This window comes from Pseudoalteromonas sp. S16_S37, assembly GCF_014694405.1.
Lineage (GTDB): Bacteria > Pseudomonadota > Gammaproteobacteria > Enterobacterales > Alteromonadaceae > Pseudoalteromonas.
Genome location: NZ_JAAUWV010000074.1, coordinates 1 through 16,810 on the forward strand (window position 1 = coordinate 1; position 16,810 = coordinate 16,810).

Genomic DNA, 16,810 nt, shown 5'->3' on the forward strand with positions numbered 1-16,810 from the left:
CTGAAACTATCTCGTCATTCTGAAACTATCTCGTCATTCTGAAACTATCTCGTCATTCTGAAACTATCTCGTCATTCTGAAACTATCTCGTCATTCTGAAACTATCTCGTCATTCTGAATTTATTTCAGAATCTCATCACTTTAAACGAGCAATGTAGTGCTCTTAAGATCACTGCGCATTAAATTGCTGTGTGATCTTCCCTTCGTCTAACTTAACCGAATGCGGAGGATAAATACGCGTAAACTGTTTTGAATCTTTCGCTATGGTTACTTCTATACCTGGGTGCATCAGCTCATTCACTTTAACACGGCAAGTGTGGAGTAGCCTTGATAGCTTTTGTTGGATTATTTTAATATTGCGCTGGTTGCGCTGATAATGCAGATTGAGTTGCTTTTCGCTTTCTTCGAGCTTTTTCAAAAAAGCATCGCGCTTAGTCGATTGTGGCGATTTAGCGGCTTTGGCCTTGGCTTTTGATAACTCCATCACCTTTTCGGTTAGGCGTTTTTCAAAGCTCTTGAACTCTTTTTGCTTTTCTTTTAATTCAAACCAGTTTTGCGCAATGGCAATACGGGTACGAGTTCCAGACGGCGCGCCTAACTCACCCGTTTCAATACGCAGCGCGTTCAGTACTTTACCACCAATGAGCTTGCCCCGAGGAGTATCGCCCTTACCTACTCTAATTAAACGCACAGCAGATAAGTCACAGTGTAATGCTTGGCGCTCTACAAACAAGTCTTGCTGTGTTTCAATATGAGCGTATTGCGCATAACCAATCGAAATCGTTCTAGCGGCTTTGATACTACAAGAAAACTCATCGTTATCGGTGCGCTTACGGCCAATAGCACCTTGCATAATGGTCACTGCGCCAGCACTTTCAATAAAGGCACATTCAACAAAACCAATCACGGTTACATCACCGGTTGCTTTTATACGCATGCCTTCTTTTACATCGCCGCTGACAATTACACTGCCATCAAATTCAATATGGCCGGTACTGACGTCTACGTTGGCATAACATAATACGTCATCAACGCGCATGCCTCTGGGTACCGCTACGGGCACCCCTTTAGCATCTGCCACTAAAATATTGGGGTCATTTGGGTCAAGCTTGGTGCCTTCAAGTACCTGTAGCTCAAAGTCTCGGCCCGGTTTTGGCTCTAAAACATCACCAAACACAGTGTAGCCAGTTTCACCTTTTGTAGGTGGAATACGTTTCATCAGAGGGGCGCCGGGCTTTACGGTGATGATTGCACCTAAGTCGCGCATATCCACTTTGCCCCCGTCTTTTGCTTGCGGCGCGAGCACTCTGTCCTGCGCTGTCATACACAGGCGCACAAACTTGGCGTCATCGCCATTTTTAGCACGGCGACCATGCGCCACTATGGTGCTATACACTTCACCGGGTGGCTGTTCAAATTGTTGCCCTAAAAACTGTTCTAAAACTGTTTTGTTAATACCATGTTTCACGCCAGCATCTTTTAAAGCTTGTAGCGCCATATCCATCGACACCAAATTTCCACCACGAGCAGTGACAATGGTGGCCTCTGCCGTCATATTATTTTCGTCTACTCGAATGGAAATTTCGCCGCTAACGGCCATGGCAATCACGAGGGATTCGTTGTCGGCATCTTTAGATGTGAATAATTTACCAATGTTTGCATGAATAATATCGAAGTCAGCAAATTCAGATTGCTCAAGCAATTCAACCAGCTGTGAAGCACTAGCTGGAAAGCCCGACTCTGCAGGATGAGAGAGTAAGTACACCGCACCCATATCTTTATCAAAACGAAACAACGACATTTTTTTATTTCCTACAAAAACAAATCCATTTTGTTATTGACAACGTAACGTCAGCCATTTGAGCACAACAACGCACCGATGTTAAGTAATATATCACCATAAAAGCATACAAAATATAAACGATTGTAAATGCGATTTGTTCAATAATCAGCCAAGCATTTCATATTTAAAAAGTTATCTAAAAAAGGACCTTGAGTAACTACCTACTTACGCGCTATACTGGCGTCACTTACTGAATGAAAGTATTCAGGGGCTGATTAGGATTCGACGGGATTCATGAAGCCTAAGGTGCATGTCGAGGTGCGGCTGGCCTCGTAAAAAAGCCGTATTTAAAGTAATCGCAAACGACGATAACTACGCTCTAGCGGCATAATAGCCCGCTAGCACTCCTCCACGAAATTCTTGTGGTTCTGGTTCTGGAGTGTCACCCTACACAAGATCGCTACGGAAACCCTGGCCGGGGTTGAAGGGCTAAAACTAAGCGGCCTCGCCTTTACTTATCGTGTTCGTCCGAGATTTAAAGGTTAACCAATAGACGATACTAAGCATGTAGGACCGAAGGTCGACGCTTTCCGGACGGGGGTTCAAATCCCCCCAGCTCCACCAAATAGCGAAATAAAAAACCCATTAGAACATTGTTTTAATGGGTTTTTTGTTTATTAAACGTCGTAGCATGAATTGAATAACGACTATCACCACTTGGGCAAGGGAATAAACTCAACGTCATCGTTTGGTACTTTTGGGAACTGGCCTGTTTTCCAGTTGTGTTTGGCTTGTTCAATAAGAGATTTATCGCTGGCTACAAAGTTCCAATCCATATAACGTTTGCCAACAGATGTGCCGCCAATCAGTGCGATGGTGGTATCTTCAAGTGCTTTTACGGTAATGCCAGCGTCTTTTGTAAAAACTGCCATGTTATGTTCTGCAAGCACGTTATCTAACACACTTAGCTGACCTGTGACGACATAGAGCGCCAGTTCATCCACTTCAGGTAACACTAAAGACTGCCCTGCTTGCATCCGCGCTTCAACATACAAGGTATTAGAGAAGGTTTTTACAGGAGAGACCACGCCATACGCCTCTCCAATTAGCACCCGAATTGGCACTTCGTTTTCGCTTACGCTTGGGATATCGGCGCTTGCGTAGTGAAAAAATGCGCTCTCACATTGTTCATCTTGCGTTGGCAATGCCAACCACAATTGCAAGCCATGCAGCGTGTGTGGTGCTGATTTAACCTCTTCTCGTTGGCGCTCAGAATGCACAATCCCTCGCCCTGCAACCATTAAGTTAATATCACCGGGTACAATCGTTTGTTCACTTCCTAACGAGTCTCGATGCAGCATTTCGCCTTCAAAAAGGTAAGTAACGGTGGCAAGGCCAATGTGTGGATGAGGTTTTACATCCACGCTTTGCCCAGCTTTAAAATGGGCAGGCCCCATATGATCAAAAAACACCCACGGCCCCACACTGCGACAGCCCCTAACAGGCAGCGTTCGCCGTACACTCAGCCCACCTAAATCCTTATCTTTAGGTGTCAATATCAATTTTAATGCACGACAACCTGAAGCCACTGTACACTGATGCTCTAACGCTTTAGATATATTACTCATTGTGGAATATCCCTACAAAGCTGCAAACATAACGAGCGATTATTGACCGCCCCTCATTTATTATCTCTGAGTTAATGCCTTTAAGGTAGCGCTCATCTGCGAGTCATTAAGGGCTTTATTCGAGATGAACATACATAACAGCTAATTAAGCAAAAGTTCAGCTCATGTCTGGTTTTAGACCTTTAAAAATGCCCTTTGATTAGCAAGTTGATATTAGACTCATCGGTTCGAAACTGTGGTCTGTCCGCTAGGCCGTATTTATTTTGCCAGTAGACATATTCCACGCCGACATAGAGTTTAGATTTCCAGTTAAACAGCGGATGCAAGGCCCATTTTAATTGTGATGTCATATTCATGCTCGCGCTTTGGTGTTCGCTCGCGCTACTCCAGTCCATAAAGCCATCAAATAAAAATTGCAGCTTACCCAATGTAAACGGTAAGGCCCAAGTCGTAGTAAGTTGCCAGTTGTCAGCAACATCTTCGTTGTTACGGCGGTAAAAGTTCAGATTTAAATAACTAAACCCGGGAATAGCCAAATCTGTCGCTACCCCGTACAGATAATTAGTTCGCTGCGATGACATCTCTATAGTACTGGTAAATAACACATCTTTAATCACGCCAAGCTGCAGCGATTTATCAGACACCTTGCTAAAACTGATGCGTGGTGACCATTCAGAATAGTTTTCACTGTTGCCATGGTCTGTACGCAAATGATCTAGAAAGAAAAAACTATCGCCCCAACTGGTGCCAGCTACATGCTCCAAAGTTAGTACTTGTTTATTCGGTCCGTCAACTCGGTAGTTACTACCTTTTAAATAACTAACGCTAAAATCTTGCCATAAAACGTCTGCCTTAAGCGGCACGCTGAAGCAGCCCAATAATAATAACGATATACGTGTTTTCATAATCTCTATCTCAATATGTGTTTTCGCTACCAACTCAACCTAAGTCATAAATACAGCTTACTATTAGCGCTCAAAGTACTTAATTTTAGCGCCGCAGATATTCAGCATAAATTTGCTTAAAACGACCGTTAGAACGCATTTCAGCAAGTGCGGCATTAAACTGTTCTCTTATTATTTGCTCTTTAAATACTACAAAAATCGGATTGGTATGTGAGGCAGGAATAATACGATTTAAAGGGATGATATCTACTTCTTGTCGAAATAAAGCGTCGGTATTTTGGCTGGTCCAATATTCGAACAAGTTTCTATCCAAAATAATTGCATCGGCTCGGCGCTTAAATAACATACTAACCTGACCTTGCTGATCGGTTACTTCCAGAAAATTATCACTCTTATTTGCAACCGAAGCCAATACGGGAAACACCTCCGTCGAGCCTTTAAATGATATTACGATTAAATTTTCTAACTTGCTGACACTGCTTAAAGTAATGCGTTTGGAGCGCAACGTAACAATTATTGCTTCATAAGCACCAATCGGGTGAGAATAAAAAACCTGTTTAATTGCTTGGTTTTCGACCATGGCGATGGCATCTACATTTGACTGATGCAACGCCCAATCAAGCCTCTGCAGCGGCACAAATATGGGCATAAAACCATAACCTGCTTGCTGTAATGTATCGCGCACTAATTCAAGTGCCAAACCTCGTCTGTCGTCAATAACCCATGGCGGCAAACTATGTGGAAGACTAACGATAACGTCTTTTGCAAACACTGATTCTATATATATCAATGAAAAAAACAGTAAATGTTTCATGATAAAAAGCTCCAACAACAAAGCCTTATCTGTAGTAATTGACTCAACTTGAGGCGGTGAACAATTACGAAAAAGCCACCAAGCCTTTTGGGCTCAGGCTGTAACAACATGTGAGGCACAAATCCTAGGTTAGTATGGTTTATGAAATTTTTGCAAACTACTAGCTAACATTCCCCAAACCAAACCCACAAAGCCAATAATGTTGATTAAAAATCCCTCAAGCAATGGCACAAAGACAAATACCATCTAATCTTTGTTTAAAGGCATCGTTGTGAACAGCGTCACCACATAACTTAGGGGCTGATTATGCTTATGTTTTTTAAAAACCTGTCGATCAAATACAAGTTGATCGTGTCTATGGCAACCGCTTTACTACTCGCTATTTGTATCTTGGCTATTTTAAACAATATCCTTACCACTAGCGTTCTCAAAGATAGGCTTGAGCAGGATGAGTTGCCATTCGTAATGCAAACTGTCCGCCTTAAAATAGAAAACGAAATGCATAGCAGTATCAACGCGTCAAAACAAATTGCTGAGAATAGTTATTTAATAAAGTGGCTCGAAAATGGTGAACCTAAAGCCGACCGAGATGACATACAGGCATACCTAGCAAGATTAAATAGCGTTAATAATGCAGGAGAAACATTTATTGGTTCATGGAAAAGCAAAGACTACTTCACTCAGGATGGCTACATTAAAACCATGTCACAATCTCAACCTTTGGACAGTTGGTTTTTCCAGTTTTTTAAAAGCAATCCCGATTATGATACTGGTATTGGCCCCAACAAAGTTACCGGCAAGCTAACATTGTTTATCAACTATGCAATAAAAAATAGTGGTAAAACCATAGGTGTCGCTGGCATGGGGGTTAGCATGCAAGGCTTGGTTGATTATATTAATAACTTCAAAATTGGCCAAACGGGCTACGCCTTTGTTGTGTCTGGCGATGGCAAAGTAAAGATCCACTTTGACACACAGTTAGTTGATAAAGCATCTTTAAGTTCTATGTCTGGTATAAAAGACAAAGCTAACCAGTTGGTAGGACATAAATCTTTTACACTGCTGGATGCTACAATTGAGGGTAAAGCCTACTTTGCAGCTTCAGATTACATCGCCGCGCTTGATTGGTATGTTATCGGCTTAATTCCTCAAGACGAAGTGTTTGGTGCTTTAAGTCGCGCCACCAGAAATAGCGTACTGGTTGCAGTAATGGTCATTGTCATGTTCTTATTCCTTTCAGTTTTTGTTGCCCGTGGCATTAGCGCCCCGATAGAGCGCATTTCAATGGCCTTATCCCAAATTGCTGCAGGCGAAGCCGACCTCCGACATCGTTTACCTGTTGAATCCAAAGATGAACTTGGTGCCTTGGCCTCAAACTTCAACGCCTTTACTGGGCAACTACATAGTATCATTCAGCAGGTACAACAGAGCTGCCACCAGCTGCGCGACAAAGTTCAAGAAGTAAACGAATTAAGTAAACAAACTTCAAAAGAGCTAACCGTGCAGCGTGATAAAACCATACAGGTGGCCACTGCGGTAACTCAAATGGGAGCAACGATTGAAGAAATAGCCAGCAACGCTACAGAAACCGCATCCGCCGCTCAAAACGCGTCTGAAAAAGTGACTGAAGGTGACACAGTAGTTAAAGAAACCATTGGCTACATTGAACAACTCGCCAATGAAATGACAACTTCGGCAGAAGTTATTAATGAACTGGCACAACACGCAGAATCTATAGGTTCAATATTAAGTGTTATTCGTGGTATCTCAGAGCAAACAAATCTACTGGCGCTTAACGCAGCCATTGAAGCAGCGCGTGCAGGTGAGCAAGGACGAGGCTTTGCTGTAGTGGCTGATGAAGTGCGCAGTCTAGCAATGAGAACCCAAAAATCTACCGAGGAAATTCAACAAATGATCGAAAAGCTGCAAAGCGGCTCAGAAAATGCGGTCAAAGCAATAGAAACCGGTAGACTGCAAATGGATAAGAGCGTGACATCGTCGACCAAAGCTGGCGAAGCCCTAGGGGCGATTGATCAATCGGTTGATATCATTGAAAGCATGAGTATTCAGGTAGCCACCGCAACGGAGCAACAGAATGTAGTGGTGAATGAAATCAATAGTAATGTAGTTGGCATTAGTGATGTTACAGCATCTACTGCTGATGCGGCACAAAGCAGCCTTGTCGCCTGCGAAGCTTTATACCAGTTAACTCAAGATTTGGATGGGGTAGTTTGCCGATTTAAAGTGTAAGGGCACTCAAACAGTCTATCGAGTACTCTATTTCAAGCATATTTCTTGACGGCGCAATTTTGTGGTGAATACAAATTGATATCACCACACCCCTTCAAATTCAGACTCACATAGGCAAAGTAGCATGACGTTTTTTCATTTACCTGAATTTGAATATCACAGCAGTAATTGGGATCTCGCGAGCACATAACCTCACCTAAGAGTTTTATCAAATCGAGACGTTCCTACACCCAACTTTGTGCATATTGAGTTATGTCCAAAGAAAACCCACAATCACAAACTGTGCTTACTTGTTTCTAATCTATCGTGTACGCTCTGCAAACTAAGCTTGGCGTTACCAGCACATTCATTAATGGTCTCAAGCACGATATTAAGCTTGGCGTCTAGGCCTTGTACATCCTGCCAATCTGCAAAGGTGTTTTTTACAATCTCAGCATCTTTTAGCGAGCAAGCGGTGATGAAGTTGTAAGGAAACCACTGCAACTTATCTTCGGCAATGCGCTGGCTGATGGCCGCTTTGTGGCTGCGAATATATTCCCCCACGTAGGCACGGTGTTTGGGTGAAAAAGCCGGAAATTGAAAACGATAGTCGATATCATGGCCTTTCGTGGCATCGCTTAGTAACAAGTCATAAAAGGCTTTAACTTGTTTTTGAGTGGTGCCATACCCTAAGGCATCAAGCAAGTCCTCTTTGACTTGTTTGTCACTTGTTGCAAATTGCGCCAATAGCGTTTGGTACTCTTGCTCACTGGCGTTGGCAACCACTGCACGCAATACCGCGGTGCGGTGTGTAAGTTCACTCAAAGAGGCGTTTTTATAGGCTTGTTTGGCCGCCGTGATGGCGCTGGGTACGCGTAAATTTATGCCGTATAGCTCAAGCCACAACCCACCGTTTTGATTTGCCTGTCGTGCCGACCAATCTTTGATAGTCGGCAACTGAGCCCGTAAATAATGTGCATACTCTAAGCTCAGAGACTCTGGTATTAAAGTTACAAACGTATCTTGTAAGGTCGACAGCGCATTACTTACTTCAAGTGCACCATGTGGCAACGTGTTGATGATCTGCACCAGCGAATCAATGTATGTCATAAAGTCAATCTTAGCTGACATTGCCAGTGCTTCTTGATTGTCAATGTAAGAGGCTTGCTCTGCGCGCGTAAGCTGCGCTACAGGAAATTCGCCATTACCCGTTGTGTCTAAATACCGAAAGTACCCCACCCCGTTAGTATCTAAAAATACCTGCGCATTAGCGGGTACATTGTTAATGACCATACGTGGTTTATCGAGCACCATTTTGTGTGTTTTGAGCGCTTTGCCATCCCATATTTTCAAAGTTAAGGGGATGGTCCACAGTTTATCTTGGCCGCTGTCAAAACTACTTTGTTGAATAACTATCTGTGCGTTTTGTTTGCTAAGCGTCAATAGCGGGTAGTTTGATTGGGTAATAAATGCATTCATAAACGTTTTAAACCACGGCGTGTTAGCAAAGTGCTGTGCAAATATGGGTGCGCTGGTGTTCGCCCCTGCCACTTGTTTTACGTAAGCACGCATCTGGGTTTTAAACGGCGCTTGGCCCAGTGCTAACTCTGCCATTTCCAGCACCGAACGACCTTTAGTATATGCAAGCTGACCTATAGCCTCGTTATCTCCTCGATACTTTACTTCGCTGCGCAGCGCTCTGGCGCTGTGTTTATCGTCAAAAAATGCCGATGACTGAGGATTGAAAGTACAAGCCATTTCATTAGGATAAAGCGCTTTAACCACTTTAGCGGCAAAAAATTCAGCGAATGACTCATTCATCCAGTAGTCATTATACCAGCTCATGGTGATGTCGTTGCCAAACCACATATGTACCACTTCATGCGCAATCAGCTTTCTGAATCGACACATTGCAAAACCATCCGCATCCAGGTCAGGTATGTGGTGACTGTTAAGCGCAATTAAGCCTACGTTTTCCATTCCAGCAAGGCCGTCAATGGGGGCGACAAAAAAGTCTAGTTTGCTGTAGGGGAATGGGTACTGCAGGTACTCTTCCATAAACCTTATGGTATTACTGACCAACTCACTCATATCAGAAGGTAAATTAAGTACCGTATTTTTTGGCGCATACACGACAGAGTTAAACGGAGTATCTTTAAGTTCAATAGAGTGAAACTCTCCCACCGCTAACGCCAGCACATCCGTATATATTTTATGACTTGGCGCAAAGCGCACTATTTTGCGCTCCCCCTGTACTTGGCTAGAAACCACTGGGGTGTTGTGCAATGCGTCATATTGTTTTGGGATATCAACACTAAACTCAAAGCGCGTTTTTTTATCTGGCGCATCAAACCCTGGGAATACGGTACGCGCCTCCATCTCTTGCAGTTGTGAAAAAATATAGGAGGAACCGCTTTGCTGATCCGCTACAAATAGGCCCATGGTATTTTGTGAAATCTCCCCCTCATAGCTAATGATCAATTGCGCTTTGCCTGATATTGGCTTAGTCAGTTGATGCGTCACAATATCAAATTCATTAGGCTTTACGATATTCAAAGCCTGTGTTTGTCCTTGATGCGTGAGCTTCACTGATTTGATTGCTAGCGCTCGGGCATGATAAGACACCTCTGTGGTGCTATTTAGGTAGTTGATGTCTAAAGTTGTTTGACCCGAAAAAGTTTCTTGCTGGGGAGAGAGTGTTAAGTTAACACTTTGATATTCTAAAATATCACTGCTTGGTAGGCGATATGCCTGCACCTTAATTGAAAAGCACACTAAGAGTGTGACCATTAGCGCGGTTATTAAACGGCTCTGCATTGCTACACCTTCCCTGATTAACTTGTTATTTTAATTATACTCAGGCCTATTCTACACATAGTTATTTGATATTGGCTATTACCATAAAAAAGCGAGGCACTCGCTCGGCCTCGCTATCAGTTAATTTGGTATGCTTTTTTGAAGAAATTAAAGACCTTTGGCGTGTTCCAGTACCGTTTTTGTTGGAATACCAAAAGCAAGCACCTTGCTATTTTGCGACCAATACTTTCTATTTAACGCTTCTTTTACTGATTCATAACGCTGAGGCTGTGCTAGGTCGTTAAAACTTGCCACCATAGACGAGATACCCGTAACGCAATTTTTATTCACGTTAAACATCGCACCACCCGAAAACCCGCCTTGCATATTTCTGTGTAACAACACAAAATTCACAGGTTCGTCCAACATACTGTTTGGTTCAGCCCCATTATTTGCAGCTTTTTGATTGAAGCTTTCGGTCATTCTTGGGCGGTCCGTAATACCCGATAAAGTACCTGATGCAATAGTTAAAGTTGCTGAGCCAGATAACTTAGTCATTGTTACCTTGTCACCTAGCTGTTGGTTGTCGCACCAAATTGGGACAGCGTTACTCGGTAGCGTATGCTGAGTCAATTTTAGATAAGCCAAATCTTTTTCAGGTGAGCGCATCACCAATTGAGCTGCGACAGGTTTTGACAGTTTGCCCGTTTTTCCCATTTGTACATTAACACTCTGACCAACCGCTAAGTTTCGTACCACATGATCTGCGGTAACAATCAAATGATCAGTGATTGGCACTCCCATGCCACTTACCTTGGTTGAGTCATCGATTTGATAACTGATCCTAACCTGATATCCTGTTACCTCTTGCTCACGCTCGTTATGCTGCGCATTGGAGTTATTTAAGTAAGCAATTGCTAACTCTTTACCTTGGTAAACGCGACTACTACCACATGAAGACAACGCAATCACCATACTCAGTAATAAACACTTGATAGCATTCTTTTTAGAAAACGCTGGATTACAACTTATCGATGATACCGCTTCTTTTGCTGTATAGGTCATATAATCATTCCGTGCTAACCAAGTTAATCTTTATGGTAGTGACACCCGAAATTTGTCACTCCCGCTCTGTTGTTTTTTAATATGGCACAGAACACAAAAAATTAACATAAAAATTTACACAAAACAGGTCCATTTGTATTTTTTTTGTTAAGAACACTAGCTGAAAACATAACTTAAATAACAGGATGCGATCAATTTGAGAAATTCTCATCATCTTTAATAAGCCGAAAAATGGCGCTTTTACCTCTTTTCTCCACACACGACATTATTGTTTCATGCTGGCTATTTCATTCAACAACAATTGCATAACGCTAATAAGGGTATGAGTAAACGAGTTTCCTTATACCAACTCGCTTAACTAAGTGGTCTATTTTGAGGCAAGAAAACCTTGTCGATAGCGCCGCTATCGCGCCCTGCTATCGCCAAGGTACCTACATCCATGTAGGCAAGGCAAAAATTTTGTGATTGAGTTGTTCTAAATGAGAAATTTTTAGCGCAACTCGCGTCAGGTTTAATCCCTAAAATGATTAAGTGTTATTGCACATTGGTACTACTAAGGATTAATCCGACTAACTTTAAAAACGCACAAATGCAAAGTAATCTTGCGCTTAAAAATTATTGAGTTTGAGGAATAAAGTAGATATTTAACGCTAAAAAGGTGAAATAAACGACTCACAATTTATTGAGGCCCATTTCACCAGCGGAATGCAGTTTACTAAACTGCTACAGGTACGAGAACTTAAGTACATGCTTCACAGCTACTACACAGCAAAGCACAGAATTCTTATTCTTTAGGCAGACTCTCTTTGTTGAACCATTTCTATAGGCTCAAACTGCTCAATAAAAGACAAAAAGTTAGGCTGACCAAATAGCATCATGATGTCCAGCAGCTGGCAGGCAGTTAGCTCAGTTTTGCCTGATTCCCAGTTAGAAATGGTAGCTTGATCTACAGGCGTTACTAAGCTCTTTCCTAATTGAGCCTGAGTCAGCTTCATCTCGCGTCTTAACCTGCGGATTGTTGCAGGAATATACTGTCTAGCAGCCATAGTTTGCGCTTTGCGAACTCGCTCATTTCTTCGTATCGTATTCATTACATATCCGTATTCGGTAATGGTTAGCGTTTTGCTCGCTACTAATGTTTTGCCAAAGCGACAAACGACTAAACGGTCCTAACTTTTAGCGAAGGTGATGAAATAAATAATAAAATATTTCATCAAATTCACAGCCCCTTGAACACCCAAATAGACAAGTCTAATTATTTGATGTAGCCTATCTGGGTCAACTGGTAAAATAATTGATCGGATTGGGTCATATGTCAAATACTTTTGCAACAAGATTAAAACAACTACGGATCTCCGTAGATGAATCACAGATAAATTTTGCGGAGATGTTAGAAATCCCAGTACCTTCATATCGAAAGTATGAGAAAGGTGAGCGGGAACCCACACTTTCGGTTATTAGCAAGTTTTTTGAGCACCCGAAAACAAAGGTTTTTGCACAATGGTTAATTACGGGCGAAAACCACCCCAATGCGACCACTAACACCCCAATTGGTGACAATTCATATACGCCAGTTCTCTCCGAAGAAGAGTTTGAAAAGCAGTTTGTGAGTAAGGCAAAAGAGACTTTGATGTTTTTATGTCATCTGGGATGGTTTAAATCGACGAAAACTGCGAACTTTGAAACCAGTGGAAAGCTGTTATTGCGAGATTTAAAACCCATGTTAATTGGCTCATTCAAAAAGGCTAAAAGCGCTTAGGACTTGCCAAAGTTAAATATCTGCTGTGTGTTGAGCGCTTTGACCTAATGCCACCCAACACAAACAACGCTGTCATTTATATTTATCTATCTACATAAACGCACTTCAACACCAATATCACTAACTCAAATCAAAAGGTCACTGGTTATATTATTGATGACAAAGTTGCCAACAAAGTCACACTCTGTAAAATCATGTGTGCAAAGAGTTCCCCCACAAAGTGTTAGCGTTAGCAGCGTTTTCTTGAAACAGCTAAGCCTGCCATCAGCATTAATGACAGAAACAGTGAACCACCCGACGATGAAGGTGTGCTCGGCTTAGGATCTGGCTCTACTGGTATAGTAATTAGGGTATTTTCTTTAGGAGCTAAATTTTGCGCAGTGTTTGGTGCATCATCAATTACGGTGATTGCGTTAATGGTAATAAAGTTATTGCCTGCAGGCTGAGTATCTTTGTCTGTGCACTGAGCGGCGGTAAAATCAACTAAAGGCATGCTTCCACACAGTGGAATTTGAGCTATTTTGTCAACAATCTCCATCCCGCCATCAATGACTTGCCCAAAGACACTAAAACCACCATTTTGTACATCTAAGTTTGCACTATTGTCGCTAAGATTGAAAAACCACTGGTTTGTTGCACTGTCTTTTTTACCACTCAATTTAGCCATCGCAATTGTGCCTCTCACATTCGAAAGCTTAGGCTCATTGACAACCGGTGCATTTGTTTCTACGGCGTTAAGAGGAATTTTACCATCATAATAAAACCCACCACCTTGGACGACAAAATTAGTTTCAACGCGATGGATAACCGTACCTTGGTAACTATCGCTATTTACGTAACTTAGGAAATTTTCAACTGTTTGTGGTGTAATTTCGTCAAACAAATTGACTTGAAAAGTGCCTTGCGTGGTTTGAAATTCGACGATGGTTGCGTTGGCGGTAACGCTACCTAAAAGTGAAGCCAAAAGTGCGGCACATTTAATTTGGTTATTCATGTAAAGTCTCTACCCAACTCAAAATAACATGGTTAATTTATTGTTATATAAAAATCAGTTATTGATTCTACAGCAACAATTTGTTTTTCTCGATATAAAATAACACTTGATAACATTTATGTTCACATTGATTACAGGTAGGTTTCTGTCGGCTTTTTTTGCTACTGAGCGAATAGCTATAAGCCCAGAGCAATGATTAGTATAAGTTATAGTCTAATTGCTTAATGGTTAGCCAACACTGCTCTGAAGAGTCAATTTTGCAATGAATCCCCACCAAACATGCTTTATGATGCGCGCCAAATTATTCATTAATTTGGGACAAATTAGGTGTGAGCAATTCTCCTGATGCAACAACGGCAGTTTCTATAACCACTAACACACATGAAACAACCTCTGCAACGCAAGTAAATAAGTGGAATAAGCACGATACTCACTGGGTTCTTAGCTTATTCGGCACAGCGGTTGGTGCGGGCATTTTATTCTTACCAATTAATATTGGCATCGGTGGCTTTTGGCCACTATTGATCATGGTGTTACTTGCCTTTCCTATGACCTTCTTGGCACACAGAGGCCTTGCTCGGTTTGTACTTTCCTCCAAACGAGATAACGCAGATTTTACCGATGTAGTCGAGGAGCATTTTGGTAAAACTGCCGGTAGGTTGATCTCGTTATTGTACTTTTTTTCGATCTTTCCGATTTTGTTGATTTATGGTGTTGGCTTAACCAATACAGTTGATAGCTTTTTGGTGAATCAATTAGCGCTGGACACACCACCGCGGGTGGTGCTCTCAGGTATACTCGTGGCATTTATGATAGGTCTGATGCTCGGTGGTGATAAATTACTTATGCGAGCATTTGCTGCATTAGTTTACCCCCTTGTAGCAATACTTTTCTTTTTATCTGTGTACCTTATCCCACATTGGCAAGTACCAACCATAAGTACCCCCGAAATGCCTGAACTTGTTTCAACACTGTGGCTGTTGGTACCTATCGTGGTTTTTTCTTTTAGTCACGCGGCTGCTATCTCAAGCTTTGTGAACGTGCAGCGCAGGCATTACCGTACTCATGCACACAGTAAAACAGAGCAAATCTTAAAATGTACATCGGTAATCTTGATTGTATTTGTACTTTTATTTGTTATCTCTTGTGTGCTTGCGCTAACACCAGAGCAAATGGCAAGTGCAAAACAGGCTAATGTATCAGTGCTATCGTACTTAGCCAATGTTTACCAAAACCCATTTATTGCTCTACTTGGACCATTGGTCGCATTTATCGCTATCACCTCGTCTTTCTTAGGGCATTTTTTAGGGGCACGAGAGAGCTTTAATGGTTTAGTCACTAAGCAATTTTCTTTGTCAATTACCAAGGCAGATAAGCTAGGCATTATCCTCATGTTTATCGCAATTTGGCTTTGTGCAGTCATTAACCCGAGTATTTTAGATATGATGGGGGCAATTTCTGGGCCTATCATCGCCATGATCCTGTTTATTATGCCTACAGTTGCTGTGTTCAAAATCCCCGCGCTGTCGCAATACAAAACACAAATCGGAACTTACTTTGTACTCATTGTGGGTTTACTATCGGTGTCAGCTTTGCTTTATAACATGTAAGCTATGTTGGCTTGATTGGTGAGCTAACCAGCAATTCCGGTTAGCTCATTGTTGTTTAGAGCTTAAAGCGAGAGACTAAAGCTTTCAAACGGTGGTACTCAGATTCAACTTCATCACAACACGAAGCAGCAATGCGTACACTTTCACTATTATTATTTGCCAGCATACTAATATTAGAAACTTGCTGCGCCATATCTTTAGCGACAGAACTTTGCTCTGAGGTCGCTGTTGCCACTTCCTCGTTATATTCCTCTATCGCACTTACCTGCTGATTTATTTGCTCAAACGATTGTGCAACCAGTTGGGTTGCTAAAAAAGTTTGCTCAACACTCGCTAATGCGCTTTGCATTGACTTAACTGTTTGCTTAGAGCCTGACTGCAGGGCTTCTATAATGCTTTGAATTTCTTTTGTAGAGTGCTGCGTTTTTTGAGCCAAAGAACGCACTTCATCGGCAACCACCGCAAAGCCCCTCCCTTGCTCTCCGGCTCGTGCCGCTTCAATTGCAGCATTTAATGCCAGTAGATTCGTTTGTTCGGCAATGTTTCTAATAACTTCCAGTACAGAACCAATCTCGGAACTCTCTTGGGCAACACTGTTTACTTTTGATGATGTTTCAGTGATCACCGATTGTAGTTGGTTGTTATTTTGCTTACTACTTGCAACATTGCCTGTGCCTTGCGTTACTTGCTCAACCGCTTTATGGGTAGCCAAACTTGAACTGGCAGCAAAGTGAGCCAACGATTCAGAGGTTTGTGCCATCTGCTCAATTGCTGCAGATAGCTGAATAGTCATACTCGACTGCTCATGTGATTGCTTTGCTACTTGATCAAAGTTGCTGCGCAGTGCATTGACAGATCTATCAAGATTAATGGTTGATTGAGACACTTCACAGATTGCCTCATTAATACTACTCATCATGATGTTTAACGATTGCCCTACTTGACTTATCTCATCGTTATTAGATTTACTAAAACTCAATTTCGCCCGCAACGACAGATCCAGAGAATTAGCCACATCCATCACAAACTCGTTAATGGCGAGGATAGGTCTGGAAAGATAACCACCTAGCAACCAAGCAATACCAATTCCCATAAGAATGAGGATCACGCCTGAGGGATCCCCATAAATAATCATTTAAATTCAAACACATCACTAACATCCAAATTTTGCCAATTCAAGTCAGTGATGGTTTTCTTAAAATGCCGGAGCCCCGCCATATAGTCTTG

The 16,810-nt window shown here is 42.1% G+C and carries 12 protein-coding genes and 1 other RNA gene; 4 read left to right on the forward strand and 9 right to left on the reverse strand.

Annotated elements, in window-relative coordinates; genetic code table 11:
* Positions 1 to 169 precede the first annotated feature (169 nt).
* Complete coding sequence (locus HC733_RS20045; protein WP_190366764.1) at positions 170 to 1,801, reverse strand: DUF342 domain-containing protein; 1,632 nt, start codon at positions 1,799 to 1,801, stop codon at positions 170 to 172.
* Between the two features lie 249 nt (positions 1,802 to 2,050).
* Between HC733_RS20045 and ssrA the strand changes: the two genes are divergently transcribed.
* Positions 2,051 to 2,407: a transfer-messenger RNA gene (gene ssrA / locus HC733_RS20050) on the forward strand.
* 86 nt (positions 2,408 to 2,493) lie between these two features.
* On the opposite strand, the gene HC733_RS20055 is transcribed toward ssrA, so the two are convergent.
* From HC733_RS20055 to HC733_RS20065, 3 genes are all read right to left on the reverse strand, one after another.
* Positions 2,494 to 3,411 carry a pirin family protein gene (locus HC733_RS20055; protein WP_190366765.1) on the reverse strand — a complete coding sequence of 306 codons (918 nt, stop codon included), beginning with the start codon at positions 3,409 to 3,411 and terminating at the stop codon, positions 2,494 to 2,496.
* A 182-nt stretch (positions 3,412 to 3,593) separates the two neighbouring features.
* A complete protein-coding gene (locus HC733_RS20060; protein WP_190366766.1) occupies positions 3,594 to 4,316 on the reverse strand; it encodes a DUF5020 family protein in 723 nt (240 codons plus the stop codon).
* Positions 4,317 to 4,401: 85 nt separating this feature from the next.
* Positions 4,402 to 5,130, reverse strand: a complete 729-nt coding sequence (locus tag HC733_RS20065) for a substrate-binding periplasmic protein (RefSeq protein WP_190366767.1) — start codon at positions 5,128 to 5,130, stop codon at positions 4,402 to 4,404.
* Between the two features lie 306 nt (positions 5,131 to 5,436).
* On the opposite strand from HC733_RS20065, the gene HC733_RS20070 reads away from it, so the two are divergent.
* A complete protein-coding gene (locus HC733_RS20070; protein ID WP_190366768.1) occupies positions 5,437 to 7,380 on the forward strand; it encodes a methyl-accepting chemotaxis protein in 1,944 nt (647 codons plus the stop codon).
* Between the two features lie 273 nt (positions 7,381 to 7,653).
* Here the strand turns inward: HC733_RS20070 and HC733_RS20075 are convergent, their stop codons facing one another.
* The 3 genes from HC733_RS20075 to HC733_RS20085 form a co-directional block, all read right to left on the reverse strand.
* The gene (locus tag HC733_RS20075; protein ID WP_190366769.1) at positions 7,654 to 10,176 is read right to left on the reverse strand and encodes a M1 family aminopeptidase; all 2,523 of its coding nucleotides are present in this window, start codon (positions 10,174 to 10,176) and stop codon (positions 7,654 to 7,656) included.
* Positions 10,177 to 10,323: 147 nt separating this feature from the next.
* Positions 10,324 to 11,220 (reverse strand): S1 family peptidase, encoded by an 897-nt coding sequence (locus HC733_RS20080; protein WP_190366770.1) that lies wholly within the window; start codon positions 11,218 to 11,220, stop codon positions 10,324 to 10,326.
* A 791-nt stretch (positions 11,221 to 12,011) separates the two neighbouring features.
* The gene (locus HC733_RS20085) at positions 12,012 to 12,311 is read right to left on the reverse strand and encodes a helix-turn-helix domain-containing protein (protein ID WP_190366771.1); all 300 of its coding nucleotides are present in this window, start codon (positions 12,309 to 12,311) and stop codon (positions 12,012 to 12,014) included.
* A 221-nt stretch (positions 12,312 to 12,532) separates the two neighbouring features.
* Here HC733_RS20085 and HC733_RS20090 point away from each other — a divergent pair, with 221 nt between their 5' ends.
* Positions 12,533 to 12,979, forward strand: coding sequence for a helix-turn-helix domain-containing protein (locus HC733_RS20090; protein ID WP_190366772.1), 447 nt, complete (start codon positions 12,533 to 12,535; stop codon positions 12,977 to 12,979).
* 229 nt (positions 12,980 to 13,208) lie between these two features.
* Here HC733_RS20090 and HC733_RS20095 read toward each other — a convergent pair whose 3' ends face one another.
* Entirely contained in the window at positions 13,209 to 13,973 is a 765-nt protein-coding gene (locus tag HC733_RS20095; protein ID WP_190366773.1) for a peptidylprolyl isomerase, read from the reverse strand.
* Between the two features lie 329 nt (positions 13,974 to 14,302).
* Here HC733_RS20095 and HC733_RS20100 point away from each other — a divergent pair, with 329 nt between their 5' ends.
* On the forward strand, positions 14,303 to 15,583 hold the full coding sequence (locus HC733_RS20100; protein ID WP_190366774.1) for an aromatic amino acid transport family protein: 1,281 nt from the start codon (positions 14,303 to 14,305) through the stop codon (positions 15,581 to 15,583).
* 55 nt (positions 15,584 to 15,638) lie between these two features.
* Here the strand turns inward: HC733_RS20100 and HC733_RS20105 are convergent, their stop codons facing one another.
* Positions 15,639 to 16,718, reverse strand: a complete 1,080-nt coding sequence (locus tag HC733_RS20105) for a methyl-accepting chemotaxis protein (protein ID WP_190366775.1) — start codon at positions 16,716 to 16,718, stop codon at positions 15,639 to 15,641.
* Between the last annotated feature and the right edge of the window lie 92 nt (positions 16,719 to 16,810).

Bases quoted from the DNA above. Each gene is read 5' to 3' on its own strand.
- HC733_RS20045 (WP_190366764.1), bottom strand. From the start codon at position 1,801: ATGTCGTTGTTTCGTTTTGATAAAGATATGGGTGCGGTGTACTTACTC.
- HC733_RS20055 (WP_190366765.1), bottom strand. From the start codon at position 3,411: ATGAGTAATATATCTAAAGCGTTAGAGCATCAGTGTACAGTGGCTTCA.
- HC733_RS20060 (WP_190366766.1), bottom strand. From the start codon at position 4,316: ATGAAAACACGTATATCGTTATTATTATTGGGCTGCTTCAGCGTGCCG.
- HC733_RS20065 (WP_190366767.1), bottom strand. From the start codon at position 5,130: ATGAAACATTTACTGTTTTTTTCATTGATATATATAGAATCAGTGTTT.
- HC733_RS20070 (WP_190366768.1), top strand. From the start codon at position 5,437: ATGCTTATGTTTTTTAAAAACCTGTCGATCAAATACAAGTTGATCGTG.
- HC733_RS20075 (WP_190366769.1), bottom strand. From the start codon at position 10,176: ATGCAGAGCCGTTTAATAACCGCGCTAATGGTCACACTCTTAGTGTGC.
- HC733_RS20080 (WP_190366770.1), bottom strand. From the start codon at position 11,220: ATGACCTATACAGCAAAAGAAGCGGTATCATCGATAAGTTGTAATCCA.
- HC733_RS20085 (WP_190366771.1), bottom strand. From the start codon at position 12,311: ATGAATACGATACGAAGAAATGAGCGAGTTCGCAAAGCGCAAACTATG.
- HC733_RS20090 (WP_190366772.1), top strand. From the start codon at position 12,533: ATGTCAAATACTTTTGCAACAAGATTAAAACAACTACGGATCTCCGTA.
- HC733_RS20095 (WP_190366773.1), bottom strand. From the start codon at position 13,973: ATGAATAACCAAATTAAATGTGCCGCACTTTTGGCTTCACTTTTAGGT.
- HC733_RS20105 (WP_190366775.1), bottom strand. From the start codon at position 16,718: ATGATTATTTATGGGGATCCCTCAGGCGTGATCCTCATTCTTATGGGA.